Origin of the sequence: Actinacidiphila sp. bgisy167, from assembly GCF_965342175.1 — a bacterium.
Lineage (GTDB): Bacteria > Actinomycetota > Actinomycetes > Streptomycetales > Streptomycetaceae > Actinacidiphila.
Genome location: NZ_CBDRBL010000100.1, coordinates 1 through 21,566, shown reverse-complemented (window position 1 = coordinate 21,566; position 21,566 = coordinate 1). Strand labels below are relative to the sequence as shown.

Annotated in this window: 16 protein-coding genes; 8 read left to right on the top strand and 8 right to left on the bottom strand. The window is 73.1% G+C overall.

Annotated elements, in window-relative coordinates; genetic code table 11:
* Positions 1-76: 76 nt before the first annotated feature.
* From ACRWND_RS27275 to ACRWND_RS27260, 4 genes are all read right to left on the bottom strand, one after another.
* A complete protein-coding gene (locus ACRWND_RS27275) occupies positions 77-1,873 on the bottom strand; it encodes a 3-hydroxyacyl-CoA dehydrogenase family protein (protein ID WP_431953957.1) in 1,797 nt (598 codons plus the stop codon).
* A 459-nt stretch (positions 1,874-2,332) separates the two neighbouring features.
* Positions 2,333-2,848, bottom strand: coding sequence for an N-acetyltransferase family protein (locus ACRWND_RS27270; protein ID WP_431953955.1), 516 nt, complete (start codon positions 2,846-2,848; stop codon positions 2,333-2,335).
* A gap of 54 nt (positions 2,849-2,902) precedes the next feature.
* Positions 2,903-3,955, bottom strand: a complete 1,053-nt coding sequence (locus ACRWND_RS27265) for an Rv2578c family radical SAM protein (RefSeq protein WP_431953953.1) — start codon at positions 3,953-3,955, stop codon at positions 2,903-2,905.
* Positions 3,956-4,088: 133 nt separating this feature from the next.
* Positions 4,089-5,258, bottom strand: coding sequence for an alanine--tRNA ligase-related protein (locus tag ACRWND_RS27260; RefSeq protein ID WP_431953951.1), 1,170 nt, complete (start codon positions 5,256-5,258; stop codon positions 4,089-4,091).
* A gap of 372 nt (positions 5,259-5,630) precedes the next feature.
* Here ACRWND_RS27260 and ACRWND_RS27255 point away from each other — a divergent pair, with 372 nt between their 5' ends.
* From ACRWND_RS27255 to ACRWND_RS27230, 6 genes are all read left to right on the top strand, one after another.
* A complete protein-coding gene (locus ACRWND_RS27255) occupies positions 5,631-6,074 on the top strand; it encodes an SRPBCC family protein (protein ID WP_431953949.1) in 444 nt (147 codons plus the stop codon).
* Positions 6,075-6,288: 214 nt separating this feature from the next.
* Positions 6,289-8,685 carry an MFS transporter gene (locus ACRWND_RS27250; protein WP_431953947.1) on the top strand — a complete coding sequence of 799 codons (2,397 nt, stop codon included), beginning with the start codon at positions 6,289-6,291 and terminating at the stop codon, positions 8,683-8,685.
* Positions 8,686-8,915: 230 nt separating this feature from the next.
* Positions 8,916-9,752, top strand: a complete 837-nt coding sequence (locus tag ACRWND_RS27245; protein ID WP_431953946.1) for a M55 family metallopeptidase — start codon at positions 8,916-8,918, stop codon at positions 9,750-9,752.
* Positions 9,745-11,091: a M20/M25/M40 family metallo-hydrolase gene (locus ACRWND_RS27240; protein ID WP_431953944.1), complete on the top strand. Its 1,347-nt coding sequence runs from the start codon at positions 9,745-9,747 to the stop codon at positions 11,089-11,091. The genes ACRWND_RS27245 and ACRWND_RS27240 overlap by 8 nt, the downstream gene beginning before the upstream one ends.
* On the top strand, positions 11,088-13,085 hold the full coding sequence (locus ACRWND_RS27235) for a prolyl oligopeptidase family serine peptidase (protein ID WP_431953942.1): 1,998 nt from the start codon (positions 11,088-11,090) through the stop codon (positions 13,083-13,085). Before ACRWND_RS27240 ends, ACRWND_RS27235 begins: the two co-directional genes overlap by 4 nt.
* Complete coding sequence (locus ACRWND_RS27230) at positions 13,082-14,020, top strand: S66 peptidase family protein (RefSeq protein ID WP_431953940.1); 939 nt, start codon at positions 13,082-13,084, stop codon at positions 14,018-14,020. The genes ACRWND_RS27235 and ACRWND_RS27230 overlap by 4 nt, the downstream gene beginning before the upstream one ends.
* 490 nt (positions 14,021-14,510) lie before the next feature.
* Here the strand turns inward: ACRWND_RS27230 and ACRWND_RS27225 are convergent, their stop codons facing one another.
* The 3 genes from ACRWND_RS27225 to fes all read right to left on the bottom strand — a co-directional run bounded on the left by ACRWND_RS27225 (position 14,511) and on the right by fes (position 17,851).
* On the bottom strand, positions 14,511-15,509 hold the full coding sequence (locus tag ACRWND_RS27225; protein ID WP_431953938.1) for a helix-turn-helix domain-containing protein: 999 nt from the start codon (positions 15,507-15,509) through the stop codon (positions 14,511-14,513).
* Between the two features lie 475 nt (positions 15,510-15,984).
* Positions 15,985-16,422: a GNAT family N-acetyltransferase gene (locus tag ACRWND_RS27220; protein ID WP_431953936.1), complete on the bottom strand. Its 438-nt coding sequence runs from the start codon at positions 16,420-16,422 to the stop codon at positions 15,985-15,987.
* Positions 16,406-17,851, bottom strand: a complete 1,446-nt coding sequence (fes, locus tag ACRWND_RS27215; protein ID WP_431953934.1) for an enterochelin esterase — start codon at positions 17,849-17,851, stop codon at positions 16,406-16,408. Before fes ends, ACRWND_RS27220 begins: the two co-directional genes overlap by 17 nt.
* Before the next feature lie 470 nt (positions 17,852-18,321).
* On the opposite strand from fes, the gene ACRWND_RS27210 reads away from it, so the two are divergent.
* A complete protein-coding gene (locus ACRWND_RS27210) occupies positions 18,322-19,392 on the top strand; it encodes an RNA ligase (ATP) (protein ID WP_431953932.1) in 1,071 nt (356 codons plus the stop codon).
* A gap of 86 nt (positions 19,393-19,478) precedes the next feature.
* Positions 19,479-19,898, top strand: coding sequence for an SseB family protein (locus ACRWND_RS27205; RefSeq protein WP_431953930.1), 420 nt, complete (start codon positions 19,479-19,481; stop codon positions 19,896-19,898).
* Positions 19,899-19,983: 85 nt separating this feature from the next.
* Here the strand turns inward: ACRWND_RS27205 and ACRWND_RS27200 are convergent, their stop codons facing one another.
* Positions 19,984-21,453 (bottom strand): phosphatase PAP2 family protein, encoded by a 1,470-nt coding sequence (locus tag ACRWND_RS27200; protein ID WP_431953928.1) that lies wholly within the window; start codon positions 21,451-21,453, stop codon positions 19,984-19,986.
* Positions 21,454-21,566 lie beyond the last annotated feature (113 nt).

Here is a 21,566-nt window from a genome sequence, read left to right as displayed (position 1 = left end):
CCCGGTGCGTGGGGGCGGCCTCAGGAGGCCGCCCCAGCCGCCGGAACCGCCCCGGTCGTCCCGGTCGTCCGCCGCCTCAGCGGCGGGCATACTCGCGGAAGCCGCGGCCCGTCTTGCGGCCGAGGCAGCCCGCGGACACGAGGTGCTCGAGCAGCGGCGCCGGCGCCAGGCCCGGGTCGCGGAACTCCTTGTGCAGCACCTTCTCGATCGCGAGCGAGACGTCCAGCCCGACGACGTCGAGCAGTTCGAAGGGCCCCATGGGGTAGCCGCCGCCGAGCTTCATGGCGGCGTCGACGTCCTCGACCGTCGCGTAGTGCTCCTGAACCATCTTCACGGCGTTGTTGAGGTACGGGAACAGCAGGGCGTTGACGATGAAGCCGGCCCGGTCGCCGCAGTCCACGGCGTGCTTCCCGATCCGGCGGCAGACCTCGTGGACGGTGGCGTGCACGTCCTTGCCGGTCAGCACGGTGCTGACGACCTCGACCAGCTTCATGGCGGGCGCCGGGTTGAAGAAGTGCATGCCGACGACGTCCTGCGGACGCGACGTGGCCGTCGCGATGGCGACCACGGGCAGCGAGGAGGTCGTCGTGGCCAGGACCGCGTCCGGCTTGCAGACCTTGTCCAGGGTCGTGAAGAGCTGCTGCTTGACGGGCAGGTCCTCGGCGACGGCCTCGACGGCCAGGTCCACGTCCGCGAAGGAGTCCAGCGAGCCCGCCGCGGTCACCCGGTCCAGGGCGGCGTCCCGCTGCTCCTGGCTGAGCCGGCCCTTGGCGACGGATCGGTCAAGGGACGTGGCGAGCGCCGCGACCGCCCTGTCGGCCTTCTCCTGGCCGCGTGCGGCCAGCACGACCCCGAACCCGGCCTTGGCGAAGACCTCGGCGATGCCGGTGGCCATCGTGCCCGATCCCGCGACGCCTACACGGCGCACGGCGCGCACGTCACGCGCGCCGGCCGCCCGGTCGGCCGCGGCCGGCGTCTCGGCGTCCGGGACGACCGTCGCGCTGCCGGGGGCCCCGTAGGTGTAGAAACCGCGTCCGGCCTTGCGGCCCCTCAGCCCCGCGGCCGTGAGCTGCTTCAGGATGGGCGCGGGGGCGTGCAGCCGGTCGCGCGAGGCCTGGTACATCGCCTCCAGGACGGTCTGCGCGGTGTCGATGCCGATCAGGTCCAGCAGGGCGAGCGGGCCCATGGGCAGCCCGCAGCCCAGCCGCATGGCCGCGTCGATGTCCTCGCGGGTGGCGTAGCGCGCCTCGTACATGGCCGCGGCCTGGTTGAGATAGCCGAAGAGCAGTCCGTCGGCGATGAAGCCCGGGCGGTCGCCGACCGCCACCGGCACTTTGCCGAACGAGCGGACCAGATCGGTGACCGCTTCTGTGACCTCGGGGGAGGTCAGCACGGTGGACACCACCTCGACCAGCTTCATGGCCGGAGCGGGGGCGAAGAAGTGAAGGCCGAGGACGCGGTCGGGGCGAGCGGTGTGCGAGGCCAGCCGGGTCACCGACAGCGCGTTGGTGCCGGTCGCGAGAATCGCGTCAGGCTTCACCAGGGCGTCGAGCGCCGTGAGGATCTCGCGCTTGATCTCGAAGTGCTCGGTGACGACCTCGATCACCAGATCGGCGTCGGCCGCCGCCTGCAGGTCGGAGAAGGTGCGGAAACGGGCCAGGACGCCACCGCGCTCGGATTCCGTGATCCGCTCGCGCCCCACGGCACGCGCGGTGGAGGCCTCCAGGGCGGCGACGGCGCGTTGCGCGGCCGCGTCGTCGATCTCGATGCCGATCACCTCGTGGCCGGCCCGGGCGACGACCTCGGCTATGCCGGTGCCCATGGTGCCGAGACCGATGACGGCGACGGTGGGGAAGGGACGTGGACGGTCCATCGCGGAACTCCGAATGCTGAGGGTCCGCGCCGTGCGCCTTGCCGCGCCGACGCGGAGCGGGAGAGTCGAGGAGCCGCGGGATCCGTACGCCTGTGCGCGCGTCCCCGCGGGAGATCCGGCGAGCCCTGTCCCGGGGCTGCGCCGCGATGGTGCCGAACCGACGACGGCCGCACAGGGCGGCTGCGTCACCAGGCCGCTGCGTGCGTTGGTTAAAGCGTAACCGGCGAGTAACCTCGACGCCAGCCCTTCCGCCCATGTGATGCGTGGCACCCGCATATGAGCGCCGTTGAGGTGAGCGCAGAGGGGGAGAGGGGAGACCATGGCGCGGGCGCACCGGTGGCGCCGGTCACTCGGCACGGCGCACGGCAAAAGGGTGCGAGTCCGTACGAGCGGGGCGAGACGGACGTCGCGCGGCTGCGCGGGCGCGGGGAACGCGTCGTGTCCGCCTCGCAGGGGTTTTCAGGCCAGATCCGTCGCGTACCGCAGCTCCTTGAGGGGGACCCGGTCATAGGTCTCGATCTGGTCGGCGCCGTCCGGTGCGAACCCCGACCGCTCGTAGAAGCGCAGCGCCGGCGCGTTGTCCGCGAGCACCCACAGGCGCAGGCTGCGGAAGCCGCGCTCGACGGCGCGGGCGCGAACGGCGGCCATCAGCGCGCGGCCATGGCCGCGCCCGATCCTGTCGGGGCGCACGTATATGGCGTACAGCTCGCCGACCTCGGCGTCGTCCGGCTCGCCGCGGTACGGGCCGAGCGCGGCCCAGCCGGTCACCTCGTCGCCATCGGCGGCGACCAGGTTGTCCACCCGGCTGCCGCCCGCGTCGAACCACTCCCTGCGGCGTTCCGCGTCCGCCACGGCGTCCATCGCGTCGAGGTACGAACGCGGCACGATCTCCGCGTACGCCGCCTGCCAGCCCCGAACACGGACCGCGGCCACGGCGTCGATGTCGTCGCGGGCCATCATCCTCACTGTCGTCATGGCAGTGACGCTAGTGCGTGACGGTGCCTGACGGGGCAACCGCTTCCTGTGAGATCAGAGCAGGGTCAGCTGCGTCGGCGGGGCCGCGTCGGCTGCGACGGAGTGCGGCGCCCCGGGATCGTCGTGTTCGGATGCGGAGATCCGGCGCGCGGCACCGGGGCGGCTGGGTCCGATCCCGAACTCCGTGGCGAATTCGTGCACTTGGCGGGTGATGCGCCGCTGGTACCAGGTGGGCGCGTAGGCGCCCTCCGCGTAGAGCGCCCTGTAGCGGGAGACCAGCCGCGGGTGGTGCACCGAGAGCCAGGCCATGAACCACTCCCGCGCCCCGGGGCGCAGATGAAGTACGAGCGGGGTGACGGACGTGGCGCCCGTCCCGGCGATCGCGCGGACGGTCTCGCGCAACTGCTCCGGGGAGTCGCTGAGATACGGCAGCACCGGCGCCATCAGGACGCCCGAGGGGATCCCGTGTTCGTTGAGGGTGCGGCAGACCTCCAGCCGCTTCTGCGGCGACGGTGTGCCCGGCTCCACGGCGCGCCACAGGTCCCGGTCGACGAAGCCTACGGAGACCGCGGCCGACACGTCGGTGACCTCGGAGGCCTGCACCAGGAGGTCCAGGTCGCGCAGGATCAGCGACCCCTTGGTGAGGACGGAGAAGGGATTGGCGTGGTCGCGCAGCGCCGTCAGGATGCCCGGCATGAGCCGGTACCGGCCCTCCGCGCGCTGGTAGCAGTCGACGTTGGTGCCCATGGCGATGTGCTCGCCGCGCCAGCGGGGCGAGGCGAGCTCGCGGCGGAGCAGTTCGGGGGCGTTGACCTTCACGATGATCTGGGAGTCGAAGTCCAGGCCGCTGTCGAGGTCAAGGTAGGTGTGCGTCTTGCGTGCGAAGCAGTACACGCAGGCGTGGCTGCAGCCTCGGTAGGGATTGACCGTCCACTCGAACGGCATCCGGGACGCTCCCGGCACGCGGTTGACGATCGTGCGGGCGCGCACCTCGTGGAAGGTGATGCCGCGGAACCCGGGGGTGTCGAACGTTCGTGTCACGGCGTCCACGCCGAAGAGCGCGGGTGTGGTCGCCGCCGTGTCGCGGCTCAGGTTGTCCCACCTCATGCCGCCTCCTTTGTTGCCTCCTCCCGAGAATAGAACATCTGAGCGAAAAGCGTCGAGGGGGGCTCGGAGATCCCGGGACCACGGTGCCACCGTGGGCACCGGGGCCCCGCGTCACACGGGGCCCCGGCGGCCGTCACCGCGACCGCAGGCTCACGACGAGGTCGCGCGGCAGGCCGTGGGTGTCGTGGAGGTAGAGGAAGTCCTCCTCGTCCAGCGGGCGGCCCTGGAACCGGGGACGGGCCAGCACCTGGCGTCCGCGCTCCAGGAGCCGCCGGAACCGGCGCTCCTCCTCCAGCAGCACCCGGCGCGGCTCGTCCGGGTCCACGCTCAGGCGGAAGCGGTCCAGGGTGTGCCGGATCAGCTCATCCGGCAGGTCGCCGAGGCTGCGGGACGGGTCGTCCCGCCACAAGGCGGTGAGGACCCGCCGCACCAGCCGGCGCAGTACGTAGCCGCGGCCGGTGTTGGACGGGCGCACCCCGTCCCCGATCACCACCACGGTCGAGCGCAGGTGGTCGCAGACCAGGCGCGTCGACGGTTCGTCCAGCAGCCACAGGGGCGGTACGAGACGGCGCCAGGGGGCGAAGACGTCGCACTCGAAGACCGACGTCCGGCCCTGCAGCAGCGAGGCCAGCCGCTCCAGACCGAGCCCGGTGTCGACATTGCGCCGGGGCAGCGGCACGAGGGAGCCGTCCTCGAGTCTGCGGTGGCGCATCATTACGTGGTTCCAGACCTCCACCCAGCGGTCGTCGCGGGTGGGCGTCGACCTCGGCGGGGTGTCGCCGGTCCACAGGAAGATCTCCGAGTCGGGGCCGCACGGGCCGGTCGGCCCGTTGGACCACCAGTTGTCCTCGACCGTGAGCTCGACCGGCACGCCGTGCTTCCCCCACAGCTCCAGGGACTCGGTGTCCGGCCCGGTGCGGTCGTCGCCGCCGAACACTGTGACGTGCAGCAGGCCCGGGTCGACGCCGAAGCCCTCGGTGAGCAGTCCGTACCCCCAGTCGAGGCTCTGCGGGCCGTCGTAGTCGCCGAGCGACCAGGTGCCGAGCATGTCGAAGACCGTCAGGTGGGTGGGGTCGCCGACCTCATCGAGATCCGTGGTGCGCAGGCAGCGCTGCACATTGACCAACCGGCTGCCGAGGGGATGCGTGCGCCCCTCCAAGTAGGGGGTGAGCGGATGCATTCCCGAGGTCGTGAACAACACCGGGTCACCGGGCGGCGGCAGCAGGGTCGATCCAATGATGCGGCGGTGGCCGCGTTCCTCGTAGTACGAGACGAACGTGCGGGCGATCTCTTCGGTGTCCATGGAGGATGGCTCCTTCGCGCGGAGGCGCCTGGCAACAGGCCGCGCGAGGACCGGAATCGGGGTGGAAGCCGCGAAACCACCGGCGGGCCGTGCCCGGTCGCCGGTGGTGAGAAAGGGAGGTACGTCAGACGGCGGCAACCGGCGAGCTGGTCGCTCGCGCGGTCGCGGTGGTGCTGTGGCCGGTGACGTTCATGGGGGCGACGATAACGTGCCGCGTCGCGCCGGGCATCCGATTTACGGCCGCGTCGCGGCGGGACCTCAGCGCGTCGTCGCAAGGATGCCGGGCACCGCCGGGCCGCCCGATTTCGCGGGCGCGCGGCCGTGGTGATTGGCTTGTCGGGCGACGGCACACGGAACGACGGAGGACGGCGAATGGCACAGGTCGAGGCCACCACGCAGCGCGAGATCGCGGCGAGCCCGGAGGGCGTCTTCGCGGCGCTCGCCGACTACACGGGCACCCGGCAGCGGCTGCTTCCCGAGCAGTACAGCGAGTACGAGGTGCGCGAGGGCGGCAGCGGCGCGGGCACCGTCGTGCACTGGAGGCTGCAGGCGACCGAGAAGCGCGTCCGGGACTGCCTGCTGGAGGTGACGGAGCCGACCCCGGGGCAGCTGGTCGAGAAGGACCGCAACTCCTCCATGGTCACCACCTGGACGGTCACCCCGGCCGGCGAGGGCCGCGCCAGGGCGGTCGTCACCAGCACATGGACCGGCGCCGGCGGCATCGGCGGCTTCTTCGAGCGCACCTTCGCCCCCAAGGGCCTGAACCGCATCCACGATGCGGTGCTCGCACGGCTCGCGGCGGAGACCGAGAAGTAGGAGGCCCGGACGTAGCGGCGGCGCCAAGGAGACGGCCGGAGCCGGGTGGGGTCCGGCCGTCTCCCTCGCCGCGGCCTACGTGCCCGGGTGCCGCCCGCCGGGCGCACGCCGGTGGGCACGTCACTTGAAAGGGTGGATCTGCCGCACTCCGGCGCATCCCCAGCGCCCCCGATCGTTGTCGCAGGGCAGGCGCGACGAGGGGAGCGGTACGCAGATGGGCGGCACCACCGGAACGACCCTGTCCGAGGAGTTCGGCCCCCTCGCGGACGCACTGGGCACCGGTACGGCTCCCGAGGAACAGCCGGCGGCCGTACCGCAGGAGCACGCGCAGGACGCGGTGCCAGGAGCCGGACTGAGCCCCCGCAGGGTGCGGCTGGTCTTCCTCGGCCTCATGCTGACGCTGCTGCTGGCCGCCCTCGACCAGATGATCGTGGCCACCGCGCTGCCCAAGATCGTCGGCGAGCTGCACGGGCTGGACAAGATGTCCTGGGCCGTGACCGCCTACCTGCTCGCCTCCACCGTCGGGCTGCCGCTCTACGGCAAGCTCAGCGACCTCTTCGGGCGCAAGAGTGTCTTCCAGTTCGCCATCGTCGTCTTCGTCGCCGGATCCGCCCTCGCGGGCTGGTCCCGCTCGATGGACGAACTGATCGCCTTCCGCGCCGTCCAGGGCATCGGCGGCGGAGGGCTGATGATCGGCGTCCAGGCGATCATCGCGGACATCGTCCCGCCCCGGGAGCGCGGCCGCTACATGGGCCTGATCGGCGCGGCCTTCGGTCTGGCCTCCGTGGCGGGTCCGCTGCTGGGCGGCTTCTTCACCGACCACGCCTCGTGGCGCTGGTGCTTCTACATCAACGTGCCCTTCGGGCTCGTGACCCTGGCTGTCATCGCCGTCGTGCTGAAACTGCCGCGTCCGGCCGCGCGTCCCCGGCTGGACGTGCTGGGCGCGCTGCTGCTGGCCGCCGGCTCCACCTGCGTGGTGCTGCTGACGAGTTGGGGCGGCACGACCTACGCCTGGAGCTCGGACGTGATCGTCGGCCTCGGTGTGGCGACCCTCGTCTGCGCGGTGCTGTTCGTCGTGGTGGAACGGTACGCCGCCGAACCGGTCATCCCGCTGCGGCTCTTCCGGGACGGCGTCTTCACCGTCTCGGCCCTCATCGGAGCGGTCGTCGGAGTCGGCCTCTTCGGCGCCGCCAGCTATCTGCCGACCTTCCTGCAGATGGTGAACGGCGTCAGCGCGACCGAGTCCGGGCTGCTCATGCTGCCCATGATGCTCGGTGTCGTCCTGGCCTCCGTGGTCTCCGGCCAGATGATCAGCCGCACCGGGCGGTACCGGGTGTACCCGCTGGCCGGCGGGGCGCTCTCGGTGGTGGGGATGTGGCTGCTGTCGCTGTTGGAGAGCGACACCCCGCGCGTCGAGTACAGCGTGTACATGGGCGTCCTGGGGCTGGGCATCGGCCTCGTCCTGCCCGTGCTGATCCTCGCCGTGCAGAATTCGGTGCGGCCGGCCGACCTCGGTACCGCCACGAGCGCCAACAACTACTTCCGGCAGATCGGGGGCTCGGTCGGGGCCGCCGTCTTCGGCACCCTGTTCGCCAACCGGCTCGCCGACGGCCTCGCCGACCGGCTGCCGCAAGGCGTCGACCTGCCGGACCCCCAGTCGATCACCCCGCACATGGTGCACGCGATGCCGGCACCGCTGCGCGACGCCTATGTGCAGGCATACGCCGAGGCCATGCCGCGCATCTTCCTGTACCTGGTGCCGGTGCTCGCCCTCGGCTTCCTGCTCGCCTTCCTGCTCAAGGAGAAACCCCTGGTGACCCAGCACGTCCCCACCGCCCGCAAGGCCGAGACCGTCGGCGTCCCGGTGTGCGGCACCGTCCAGCACGCCGACGGCAGCACCGTCGGCCGGGCGGCGCTCACCCTCATCGATGTGACAGGACGCCAGATCGGACGCGGCGCCACCGGCGAGGACGGGCGCTACGCGCTGAGCACCCCCGGCAGCGGCAGCTATGTGCTGATCGCCGCCGCCGGGGGCCATCAGCCGCAGGCCGTCAGCGTGACCGTCGGGGACCGCCCGGTGGAGGTCGACGTGGTGCTCGGCGGCGCCGGGAGGCTCGCGGGTTCGGTGCGCACCGCCGACGGCACGGCCGTGCGGGAGGCCACCGTCACCCTCACCGATTCCCGCGGCGACGTGGTGGCCACCACCCGGACCGGGCGGGACGGCGACTACGTCCTGAGCGACCTCGTCGCCGGGGAGTACACGCTGGCCGCCAACGCCCCGGCCTACCGGCCCGCAGCCCTCCCCGTGTCGGTGCACGCGGCCCGGGAGACCCGGCAGGACGTCGAACTCGCGGGCGGCGCGCTGCTGCGCGGCATCGTGCGCGGCCCGGGCGGCAGCCCCGTGGAGGACGCCCGGGTCACCCTGCTGGACGCGGCGGGCAACGTTCTGGACACCGTCACGACCGGCACCGACGGGGTCTTCCGCTTCGTCGACCTGGCGGCGGGCGAGTACACCGTGGTGGCCTCGGGATACCCGCCGGTGGCGACCGTGCTGCGGCTCAGCGGCGGCGAGCGCACCGAGCGGGACGTGCACCTCGGCCACGAGGACTGACGGTCGCCGAAGGCCTCCCAGCCGCGGAAGCGCCCGCGCACGCTCCGGGCGCATCCACGGCCCGGCCGCGCGCGCGGGGGTCCCCGCGCGGCGCCCGCGCCCGCAGGCCGCACGGAAAACGGCTGGTGGCACGGGGTGCCGGCGACTGCCACCGGTCCGCGCGCCGAAGTTTTCCACAGGCGCGGCGTGGGCCTGGCGCGGGGCGGTGACCTTGCGTAACGTTCCATGGCATGAAGATCCTGATCAGCGCGGACATGGAGGGCGCCACCGGGGTGACCTGGCCCGGTGACGTCCTGCCCGGCACGGAGGGCTGGCAGCGGTTCCGGCGTCTGCTCACCTCCGATGTCAACGCCGCGATCGCCGGCTTCTTCGACGGCGGCGCCGACGACGTCCTGGTCAACGAGGCCCACTGGTCGATGCGGAACCTGCTGCTGGAGGAGCTGGACGAGCGGGCCCGGATCGTCATCGGTCGGCACAAGGACCTGTCCATCGTCGAAGGGGTGCAGCACGGCGACGTGGACGGCGTCGCCTTCGTGGGCTTCCACACGGGCGCGGGCACGGAAGGCGTGCTCGCCCACACCTACCTCCCCAACTCGATCACCGGCGTGTGGGTCAACGGCGGCCCGCCGGCCAGCGAGGGCCGGCTGAACGCGCTGGTGGCCGCCGAGTACGGGGTGCCCGTCGTGCTGGTCACGGGGGACGACCGGACAGGTCTCGACGCCGGGGACTACGCGCCGGCGGCGCGCACGGTCGCCGTCAAGGAGTACGTGTCGCGGTACGCGGCCGTGTGCCGGCCGCCGGCCCGCACGGCGGCGGACATCCGCGCGGCCGCGAGGGACGCTGCGTCGCTCGCCGTGCGCCACGAGCCCGAACGGGGCGGGCCGTTCACGATCGAGATCGAGTTCGACGCGGCGCACCTGGCGGGAGCCGCAGCGATCGTCCCCGGCGTTGAGCGCACGGACGAGCGCCGCGTCTCCTACACCTCACCGACCATGTACGAGGGGATCCGCTGCTACAAGGCCGTGACCACTCTCGTCTCGGCAGCTGTGGAGGAGCAGTATGGCTGACCCCCGGGCACTGGACGAGGCGGTGCGCTTCACCTCGGAGCTGATCCGGATCGACACCACCAACCGCGGCGGCGGGGACGGCAACGAGCGTCCCGCGGCGGAGTACGCCGCGGGGCTGCTCGAGGAGGCCGGGATCCCGGCCCGCGTCCTGGAGGCGGCGCCGGGCCGTGCCAACGTCGTGGCGCGGATCGCGGGCGCCCCGCGCGCGGCGAACGGGCAGAGGCAGGGCGCGCTTCTGGTCCACGGCCACCTGGACGTCGTGCCCGCCCGGGCCGAGGAGTGGAGCGTGCACCCCTTCTCCGGTGAGGTCCGGGACGGGGTGGTCTGGGGACGCGGCGCGGTCGACATGAAGGGCACGGTGGCGATGGTGCTCGCCACCGTGCGCTCCTGGGCCCGCAGGGGAGTGCGCCCCGAGCGGGACATCGTGCTCGCGCTGACGGCCGACGAGGAGGACAGTGCCACCTACGGGGCGACGTACCTCGTCGAGCGGCACGCGGAACTCTTCCGCGACTGCACCGAGGGCATCAGCGAGTCCGGGGGCTTCACCTTCCACGCCGGGCCCGGGCTGCGGCTGTACCCGGTGGGCGCGGGGGAGCGCGGCACCGCCTGGGTGAAGCTCACGGCGCAGGGCAGGGCGGGGCACGGCTCCAAGGTGAACCACACCAACGCCGTGACGCGGCTCGCCGCGGCCGTCTCCCATATCGGCGAGCACCGTTGGCCGGTGCGGATCATCCCCACCGTGCGGGCGGCACTGACCGAACTGGCCGCGCTGCACGAGGTCGAGCCCGACTTCGGCGACGTGGACACCCTGCTCACCAAACTGGGCAGCGCCGCCGCCCTGGTGGAGCCGGTGATCCGCAACAGTGCCAATCCGACCGTGCTCGAGGCCGGTTACAAGGTGAACGTCATCCCCGGTACCGCGGTCGCCTACGTCGACGGACGAGTCCTGCCGGGCGGCGACGTGGAGTTCGCGGCCACCATGGACGAACTCACCGGCCCTGACGTGGCATGGGAGTTCCACCACCGTGAGATCCCGCTGGAGGCACCCCTCGACACGCCGGTCTACGCCGCGATGAGGGAGGCACTGATCCACTTCGACCCCGATGCCCACGTCGTGCCCTATGTGATGGGCGGCGGCACCGACGCCAAGCAGTTCTCCCGACTCGGCATCAAGGGGTACGGCTTCTCCCCGCTGAAACTGCCCGAGGGCTACGACTACGCGGGGATGTACCACGGCGTCGACGAGCGGGTCCCGGTGGAGGGGCTGCACTTCGGCGTCCACGTACTCGACCGGTTCATGCTGTGCCGGCAGGACACGACCTCTGGAGTTCCCCGATGACGCACGCCCCGATCATCGCCCCCTACGGCGCCTGGGAGTCGCCGGTCGACGCCCGCACCGTCGCCTCCCACGAAGGACGCCCCGAGTTCCCCGCGTTCGTCGGCGAAGAGGTGTGGTGGACGGAGCCGCGCCCGGCCGAGGGCGGCCGCCGCGCCCTCGTGAGCCGCCTCGCCGACGGCACGATCGGCAGCCCTCTGCCCGAGCCGTGGAACGTCCGTACCCGGGTCATCGAGTACGGCGGCAGGGCCTGGACGGGCACGGCCCGCCCCGGCCGGGGACCGCTGATCGTCTTCTCCCACTTCCCGGACCAGCGGCTCTACGCGTACGAACCCGACCTCCCCGGCGCCGTGCCGCGGCCGCTGACCCCGCACTCCCCGGTCGGCGGCGGACTGCGCTGGGCGGATCCCTGGATCCATCCGGAACTGGGCGAAGTGTGGTGCGTGCTGGAGGAGTTCACCGGGGAGGGGCCGAGCGACGTACGACGGGTGGCCGCCGCCGTCCCGCTCGACGGCTCTGCTGCCGAGGACCGTGCCGCCGTGCGCGAACTCTCCGATGACGCCCACGATTTCGTGACCGCGCCGCGCCTGTCACCGGACGGCCGGCAGGTGGTGTGGATCGCCTGGGACCACCCCCGGATGCCATGGGACGGCACGGAGCTCCAGCACGCGGCCGTCGGCCCGGACGGCACCTTCGGCGCCGCCCGCACGATCCTCGGCGGCCCCGCCGAATCCGTCGCCCAGGCGGAGTGGACGCCCGACGGCGCACTGATCGCCGCCACCGACCGCGACGGCTGGTGGAACCTGCACCGTGTCGACCCGGCCACCGGCGAGGCGGTCAATCTGCGGCCGGCGCAGGAGGAGTTCGCCGGGCCCGGCTGGCACATGGGGGCGCGCTGGTTCGCCCCGCTCGCCTCCGGGACGCTGGCGGTGCTGCACGGCGTGGGGGCCCAGAGGCTGGGGATATTCGACCCGGCGTCCGGAGAGCTGGTCGACGTGCCGGGTCCCTGGAGCGAGTGGACCGCGGCGCTGTCCACCAGCGACACCCGGGTGGTCGGCGTGGCCGCCTCGCCCCGCAGCTCCTTCGAGGTCCTGGAACTCGACACCTGCACGGGCCGCACGCGTGTCATCGGCGCCGCCCACCGTGACATCGTGCCCCCGGAATTCCTGCCCGCGCCTGTGGAGCGCACCTTCGCCGGCCCGGGCGGGCGGCAGATCCACGCTCAGCTCTACCCGCCGGCGAACCCGTACCACGCGGCGCCCGAGGGGGAGCTGCCGCCGTACGTCGTCTGGGTGCACGGAGGCCCCACGAGCCGGGCACCCCTCGTACTCGATCTGGAGATCGCCTACTTCACCTCGCGGGGGATCGGGGTCGTCCAGGTCAATCACGGCGGCTCCACCGGTTACGGACGCGCCTACCGCGAGCGGCTGCGCGAGCAGTGGGGTGTCGTCGACGTCGAGGACTGCGCCGCCGTCGCGCGGGCACTGGCGGAGGAGGGCACGGCCGACGGACGGCGTCTCGCGATCCGCGGCGGCAGCGCCGGCGGCTGGACGAGCGCGGCCTCCCTCACGGGCACCGACGTCTACGCCTGCGGCGTGATCATGTACCCGCTGCTCGACCTCACCGGCTGGGCCCGGGACGGCGAGACCCATGACTTCGAGTCCCGCTACCTCGACTCGCTCATCGGTCCCTACGCCGAGGTGCCCGAGCGCTACCGCGACCGCTCGCCGGTCACCCGGGCGGACCGGCTCACCGCGCCCTTCCTGCTGCTGCAGGGGCTGGAGGACGTGATCTGCCGGCCCGTGCAGTGCGAGCGCTTCCTCGAGCGCGTCCACGGCCGCGGCGTCCCCCACGCCTACCTCACCTTCAAGGGCGAGGGCCACGGATTCCGCCGCGAGGACACGATCGTCACCTGCATCGAGGCCGAACTCTCCCTCTATGGGCGTGTCTTCGGTTTCACCCCGCCCGCCGTCCCACGTCTGGAGCTCAGCACGTGACACCGCTCGTCCCGCTCATCCGCCCCCGCCGTCTCGTCCCCGGCGACCGGGTCGCCGTCGTCGCCCCCAGCGGTCCCGTGCCCCGGGAGCGGCTCGACGCGGGGCTCGACATCCTGCGCGGCTGGGATCTCGACCCGGTGGTGGCGCCGCATGTCCTGGACCGCCACCGCACGTTCGACTACCTGGCCGGTGAGGACGAGGCCCGCGCCCGCGACTTCCAGGACGCGTGGTGCGATCCGTCGGTGGCCGCCGTGTTCTGCGCCCGCGGCGGATACGGCGCCCAGCGCATGACGGACCTCCTGGACTGGGACGCGCTGCGGGCGGCCGGGCCCAAGACGCTCCTCGGTTTCAGCGACATCACCGCGCTGCACGAGGCGTTCGCGGTCCGGCTGGGACTGGCCACCCTGCACGGCACGATGATCGCGGCGCACGGCTTCCTCAAGGACGAGCCCACGCGCGCACAGCTGCGGGACACCCTCTTCGAGCCCGAGCGGACGCGGGTCCTCGGCGCGCCGACCGCCCGTGCCCTCGTGCCTGGCAGGGCGCGCGGAGTCACCGTCGGCGGCTGCCTGGTGCTGCTCGCCTCCGGTCTCGGCACACCGGACGGGCGGCCGGGGGTTCCGGGCGGCATCCTGCTGCTGGAGGACGTCGGCGAGGAGCCCTACCGGATCGACCGGATGCTCACGCAGCTGCTGAGGGCCGGCTGGCTCGACGGGGTGGCGGGCATCGCCCTCGGCTCGTGGCGCGACTGCGGCCCCTACGAGCAGGTGCGGGCGGTGCTCGCGGACCGGCTGGGCGGAGTCGGCGTCCCGATCGTCGAGGAGCTGGGCTTCGGCCACTGCGAGACCAGCCTGGCCGTGCCGCTCGGGGTCCCGGCCGTACTGGACGCGGACGCGGGCACCCTCACGGTGGAGGGGGTCGCGACGGCCGGCTGACGTGCGGAGCGGCAGCGTACGTCCAGGTGGCGTGCGGAGCGGCGCCGCACGCCGAGGGCATTGCATGGGAGCACACACACGAGCCCGCGCTCGTTGCGCGGGCTCACCGGACGAATGACGACCTACGAGGTGGGACTCCCTTCGCCGGCATGGTCCGGATCAGGTGCTAGGGGTCGCTCTCCGGTCTCTCAACCTCTTCCCGGACCTTCGAGCCTCTCAGCCCGGCCGTTGAACCCGGCTCCGGTGGAAGCTGCCGCTCCCGTTCCGTATCCGGTGCTGCCGGACTCCCTCGCTCGCCCCGTAGGCCACCTCCAGTTTACGCACCGCGGCCACACATCGCGAGGTCAAATCATAACAAATTAGGACTTTTTCAGTAGAGTTGTGTCACTGGCGCCTCCTGCGTCTCAGTGCTCCCGTACGCCACGGGGCGCGGCGTGCGTTCGGGCGTTCGCGGTATGGCGGTGCCGCGTGAACCCCCGTCCAAGCACCCTCACCGGGCCGGGCGGGGAACGGCGGCTGCCTCCAGGGGTGGGGCCTGCACGACGCTGCGCTGCCGCCATTCGGCGGGGGAGAGGCCGTAGACCGCCCGGAAGCTGCGGCTGAAGTGGGCGTGGCTGGCGAAGCCCCACCGGTGCGCGATGGCCGCCACGGTCTGCTGCTCCAGTTCCGGCCGGACGAGGTCCCTGCGGCAGGCCTCCAGCCTGAGCCGCTGGATCCACCGGCCCATGGTCATGGGCTCCTCCTGGAAGAGCTGGTAGAGGTAGCGGACGGAGATGTGGTGCGCGGCCGCTACCGTCGCCGGGGACAGGGCGGGATCGTCCAGGTGGGCGCGGATGTACGTGCGCACGCGCTGCAGCAGGGCGTGCTCCACCGCGGTCTGCTCCCCGGCGGTGCCCTCCAGGGATACCAGGGCGGTCAGCACGTCGACCATGCCCTGGCGCAGGAACCGGTTCGCGTCCTGCTCGCGGATGCAGTGGTCCGTCACGGTGACGAGGCTGTTCACATACGAGGCGAGGACACCGCTGATCCCCTCGGCGGGAGAGTAGGTCCGGCCGGTGGCCAGGCGCAGGAGCGAGTCAGGGAGGTCCACCATCTCCCGCGGCACCGTGGCGACATGCTGCCGGACCGGGCCGGTGAAGCCGAGGACGTACGGCCTGCGGCTGTCGAGGATGACGAGTTCACCGGCGCCCACCCGTGTCTCGCGGCCGTCCTGCACCGCGACACTGCCGCCGATGCGCTGCAGGCTCACGAGCAGTGAACCGTCCTCGTCGTCCGCGATCAGCGGCGCGGTACGTGCCATCTGCTGCGGACTCGCCTCGAGGAAACCGACCTGGACGCCGGAGACGCATGCCCGGCGTATCGCCCCGTGCAGCTCGGTCACTCCCTGGGTGCGGATCTCCAGCCGGGTGAACGCCTTGCGGACGGCGTCCTTCCAGTACTCGCACCTCTTGTCCGGCGGTTGTTTGTCTGTGCAGAATGCTTCGATCACGATGTCCTCCGGTCCGGGACTGGAGTCCCTGGGTCCCGGACTCGATTAGGGAGTCTCCGAGCGTCGTTGCCGAGGCCCTTCATACCCACCGTAAAAATCGGCTATCGCCCGACCACCGTCGCCCGGGCAGGACTGCGGGCCATCCGCAGTCGTCCGCACCTGGGACTGCGCGCTATCCGCAGGTCGGCTGGGCGCGACGGTCGGCGCCCTTCGTGCGGACACCGCGCGGTGAAGGCGGGGTCGGCGATGCTGAGGAGTGCGGACGCCGCCGGAGGCAGACGCCGTGGACCGAAGACCAGCCCTGTGGTGTGGACGGCACGGTCGCGTGGACGGCGCCACCGCCGGACGCCACCGCCCGGGTCCATCGCTCGGCGCCACCGCCCGCCGGGTGCGTTCAGACGCGGTCGAAGGGCCCCGCATAGCGGAACGTCCCGTTCACCGACGAGGCGTACGCGGACAGCGGGCGGACCTGGAACTACGGCCCCCAGGCCGGGTCGGGCGGGGTGATCCGGTAGTCCGTGCTCGCCCGGAAGCCGTAGCGGCCGTAGTAGTCCGGGCTGCCCAGCAGCCCGACCAGCGGCTCCCCGAGGGCGTCGGCGGCGCCCAGGACGGTGTGCACCAGCGCCAGGCCGACCCCCCTGCGCTGGTGGGCGGGCGCCACGCTCAGCGGGCCCAGACCGAGCACAGGCGTGCCGCCGACGTGCGCCCGCGTGCAGACGACATGTCCGACGACGCGTCCTCCGTCGGCGTCCACGGCGGCCAGCGACAGCTCCGGCAGCCACGCGTCGCTCTGACGCAGCTCGGCCAGCAGCGCGACCTCGACGGGGACGGGAAGGCCCGCGGCCGCGAACGCCTCCCCGGTGAGCGCCTGTACCGCCGGGACGTCGTCGGGGGTCTCACGCCGAATCAGCATCCGGGCAGTCTGGACGCCCCGTCCCCGCCGGGCAAGCGTTTTTCTCCCCGGCCGCCGCCTCGGCGAGAAGCGGGGCGGCGGCCGCGGGGACGGAACCGGGGAAGGGGCCGCGCAGCAGGGAGACGAGCCCGTGGATGAGGTCCTCGCGCCAGCACAGGTAGTCGTGGCCGCCGTTGTACTCGTGGTGGGCCACCTCGTAGCCCTGGGCCCGCAAGGCGTCCCGGAAGCGGTAAACCGCGGCCTTCAGTCCCCACTCCTGCAGGCCCGCCGACAAATGGAAGCGGACCGGTCTGCGCCCGAGCGCCGCCACGCGCCCGGTGAGCCACTCCCCGGGCGTCGCCTGGCCGTTGTGCCGGGCCGGCCACCAGAAGGCGCCGGACTGCGCGAGCACGTTCCCGAAGGACTCGGGCCGCCGCAAGGCGGCGTACGCCGAGGCCAGTCCGCCGAGGCCCTGGCCCGCGACGACCGTGCGTGCAGGGTCCCCGCCCGCCGGCCACCGGCGGGCCGCCCAGGGCAGGAGTTCCCCGGTCAGGAAGTCCACGAGGCGTTCGTCGCAGCTGAGTTCCCGGCGCCGGGTGCCGCTGTCCAGGGCGTCCGGCATCAGCGCGAGCAGCGGCGGCAGCGCGCCGGACGCCACGAGCCCGTCGAGCAGCGCGGAGACGTCGAGATGCTGCTGCCACACGTCCCCGTCGAGCAGCACCACCACGGGCAACCCCGCCGGGTCCTCGTGGCCGGCCGGTGCGTAGCACCAGACACGGCGCCAGTTGCGCAGGTGGGCGCTGCGCAGGGTGTGGACGGAGACCTCGCCCACCGGTGGTCCGGGGCGGTCCCGCCACGCGCCCCGTGGAACCGGGGCCTCGGGGAGGGCTACCACCGAGAGCGGCTCGACACCCCAGCGGGTGGGGAAGACCTGCGTGTTGAGCGGATCGCGCCGCGGATGGCGGCGCAGCCGGCGCAGATACGTCTGCGTGGGCGCGGTGATCGCGGTGGCCTCGGCGGGCCCGGCGGTCCCGGTGGGCGACGCGACGGCGCCGTCGCCCTCGTCCACGCACAGCGCGTACGTGGCACGCCAGTCGGCGCGCATCCGTATCGTCCAGTGCCACACCTGGGTTCCCGGTATCCGCGACATCAGATTGCCCGCCAGGTCGTCGGGGTCGAGCACCTGGTTGGGCAGGGCCAGTACGGCGCGCGTCCGGGCGGTTCCGCGCCAGAGGAAGGTCACCGCGCAGTGCCCGGGGTCGCCCTCCAGCCGCTCCACCAGCGGTGTCCCCTCGGCCGCCACGGCCGCCCAGAACTCCGCCTCCCGCTCCGGACGGGCGGCGAGCTCTCCCAGCCGCCGGCTGTGCGCGCGTTCGACGGGGGCGGGACGCGGAACCCGCGGCGCGCGCGAGGGCGTGCCGTTCGGCGGGCTCCCCAGTGGGGACAGCATGATCGGCACATCCTCCCGGAACCGTGCGACGGCAAGAGAAAGACTGAACGACGTTCACTTCGTGCGGATCGGCGCCGCCGTGCCCGGTTCGGGGGGACGGCCGTCCGCGCCGCACCTCGGGCCCACGGGCCGTCGACCGTCGTCCGCAGCCTGGGCCGCGCGGGGGCGACGCGACCGCCCGCCCCGCCCTTCCGGGCCGGGTGGCTCCCCGGGGGAGCCGGCCTCCTGTACGCGGGGGTACGCGTCCGCAGTCCTCACCACGGGAACGTTCCCGTCTACCGGTGCTCCGACACCGCTGTACCGCGGTCACCCGGCACCCGCCTCGTCGCACCAGCCACACGCGCGCCCGACACGAACCGGGCCAGGCCGCCCACGACTTCGCGTCGCCGAAGCGCGGAAAACCGTTCGTCCGCGGCGCGCGGCCCCCCGCACAGTAGTGCGCACCAAGGACGACCACGAGGGGGAACCCGATGTCGACGCTGCGTGTCACGGCCGAAAGGCTCACCGTCCATGTCCACCCGAACGCGGACGCGCTGGAACTCGCCCAGGTGGGCCTCTACCGCGCGGTCGTGGCCAAGGGCGTCTACCGGACCGGCGACTTCGCGCTCTACATCCCCGAGCAGTCCGTGCTGCCCCCCGCGCTCATCGCCGAACTCGGCCTGACCGGACGGCTCGCCGGCTCCGCGGCCGACCGCGTCAAGGCGGTCCGCCTGCGCGGCGAGCTGTCCCAGGGCATCGTCTGCCGCCCGGCCGCGCTGGACGGCACGGACCTTGCGAGGGCCGCCGAGGAAGGCACCGACTTCGCCGGGCTCCTCGGCATCACCAAGTGGGTGCCGCCGGTCCCGGTGGCGATGAGCGGCGACGTGGAGTCCGCGCCGGAGCTGCTGCCCTGGATCGACATCGAGAACATCAAACGCCACCCCGGCGTCTTCGCCCCGGGTGAGCCGGTCGCCGTCACCGAGAAGCTCCATGGCACGGCGTGCTGCCTGACCTACCTTGCCGGCTCTGGACGTGTGCTGGTCACCTCCAAGGGGCTGGGCGCCCAGCGCATCGCCCTGAAGGAGTCCGACGGCAACCTCTACTGGCGCGCCGTCCGCAGCCACCGCCTGCCCGACGTCGCGGCGGCCCTCGCCGACCGGCTCGGCGCCGACCGGGTGGCCGTCTTCGGCGAGGTCTACGGCGCGGGTGTCCAGGACCTCGGCTACGGCGCCGACGCGCGCGGCGACACGCCCGGCTTCGCGGTCTTCGACATCGCCGTCGACGTCGGCGGGGCCGTGCGGTGGCTCGACCCGGCCGCGGTGCTCCCGCCCGGGAGCGTGCCGCTGGTGCCGACGCTGTACGAGGGCCCGTTCGACCTGGACGCCGTCCTGGAGCTCGCGCGGGGTTCCGAGACCGTCTCCGGCCGAGGTCTGCATCTGCGCGAAGGCGTCGTGGTCCGGGCGGCCCCGGACCGCCGCAGCCCCGAGCTCGGCGGACGCGCCGTCCTGAAGGCGGTCAGCGACGCCTATCTCACCCGCAAGGGCGGTACCGAGTACGGGTGACCCCGCATAGCGCGCATGACCGTTTCCCCGCTGGGTACGCGCAGTCCCCGAGCCACCCCGCACGCAAGCAACGGAAGGGAACGGCCATGACCGACTTCACCACTCCGAACGGTGCGCAGCCCCCGGCGCAGCGTGCCCTGCACGAGATCGCCACCGGCGGCGACAACGCCGCCGCGCTCACCACCCTGGCCGCCAGCGACATCCTGCTGCCGGTGCCGGGCCCGCCGGAGGAGCCGGCGGCCGGCGCGGACGGGGAGGAGCAGGAGATGATCAGCCTGCCCGTCTTCGAGCAGGAGGACGGGACGAAGCTCGTCCCGGTCTTCACCTCGGAGGTGCGCCTGGCGCACGCCCTGCCGAACGCCCGGGGCTACCGCGTCCTGCCGCTGGCGGCGCTGAGCAACGGCTGGCCGTCGGACGACCTCACCCTCGCGATAGACGCGGGGTCGCCGGACACGCTCACCATCAGGGGCGAGGGCGTCCGGGCGCTGGCGGGCCTGTCGGGCTGACCCAGCCCTTCCGTCCCCCGCGCGGGCCGCGCTCCCTGAGGAGCGCGGCCCGCGTCGCTCCATGGGGTCAGAGCGGTCGGCACGGTCAGATCGGTCGGTAGACGGTCAGGGCCTCGTTGGCCTTGTCGATCACCAGGTCGCGTGGCGCGGGCGCCACCTCGCCGTCGAAGGCCAGGCGGGTTCCCTGCTCGACGCCGCTGATCCGCAGCCGCCGCAGCAGGGCCGTGCTGGAGCCCGTGAGTGCCGCGGCGAGCAGGCGGGCGCGGGCGTAGGGGCGGCCGGGGACGATGCGCACGTCGAGCTGCCCGTCGGACAGGGCGCGGCGGCGCACCGGCGCCGGCCCGACGCTGCGGTAGGCGCCGTTGCCGGCGAAGAGCATCCAGACCGAGTGCCGCTGCCCGTTGATCACGAGGTCGGTCGGGGCGGAGGTGCGCAGTACGTGCAGCGCGGCCAGCACCCCGGCGGGCCAGTTGCCCACGCGCCGCGACCAGCGTTCACGGTAGTGGACCAGGTCGGGGTAGACGCCGATGCTGAAGGTGTTGAGGAAGACCGTCGATTCGGCCGACTCGGCCTTCTCGCCCGCGGCGTCGCCGGTCGGGGTGACGCGGGCGACGTCGACGGCGATGGCGGTGCCCTCCTGGACCGCCCGCGCGGCGTCGTCGATGCTCCGGATCGACAGGTCGAGCGCGAAGTGGTTGTACGAGCCGCCGGGGGAGACGAGCAGGGGCACGCCGTGCCGCAGGGCGACCGACGCGGCGAGGCTGACGCTGCCGTCCCCGCCGTGGATGCCGAGCGCGCCGCCGGACTGCGCGGCCTGCTGGGCGGCCTTCTCCAGCATCTCGGCGAGGTCGTCGTCCTCCGAACAGACCTCGACCACGGCCTCGGGCAGCGCGGCGCGCAGCCGTTCGGCGGGCGGGCCGAGCAGCGGCGGGGGTCCGGACACCTCGTTGACGACCGCGTAGAGCCCGCGGCCGTCCGGCAGCGCGGGGGCGTCGGCCCGGGGAGTCGGGGCCATCTCCAACTGCCGCGCGGTCGGCACGAGGCTTCGGGCCGCGAGGGCCGCCCCCGCGCCGAGGGTCAATCCGGCGGCGACGTCGCTGGGATAGTGCACACCCGTGTAGATCCGCGAGAACGCCACCGACCAGGCGACCGGCAGCACCGCGGCCCCCCAGCGGGGTGACTCCAGGGCGACGCCCGCGGCGAACGCGGCGGCTGACGCGGCGTGGCCGGACGGGAAGGACGTGGTGCCGGGCTGCCGCGAGAGCCGACGCATCACGGGCACGCCGTCCAGGACGGGCCGGCTGCGGCGCACCGCGCCCTTGCCGAGGGTGTTGACCACCGCCGACGCCACCGCCAGCGACCCCGCGCCGCGCAGCGCGGCACGTCGGCCGGTGCGACCGCCGACGGCCGCCATGCCGGCCGCGACCCCGAACCACAGCAGCCCGTGGTCGGCGGCCTTGCTGAGCCGCGGCAGCACCGGCTCGGCGGCCGGCCAGGGACGATCGGCAACCCTCCGGAACAGCTTCTTGTCCCATGCGCTCAGGATGCGGCGCACAACGACTCCCTCCACGATCGATCGGTCTTCGGTCTGTGCTGGTCGGTGCTCGGCGGTGCCGGGCAGTGCACGGCGACGCGGGGGGGGGACAGGGGGGGGTCAACCCCCCATCC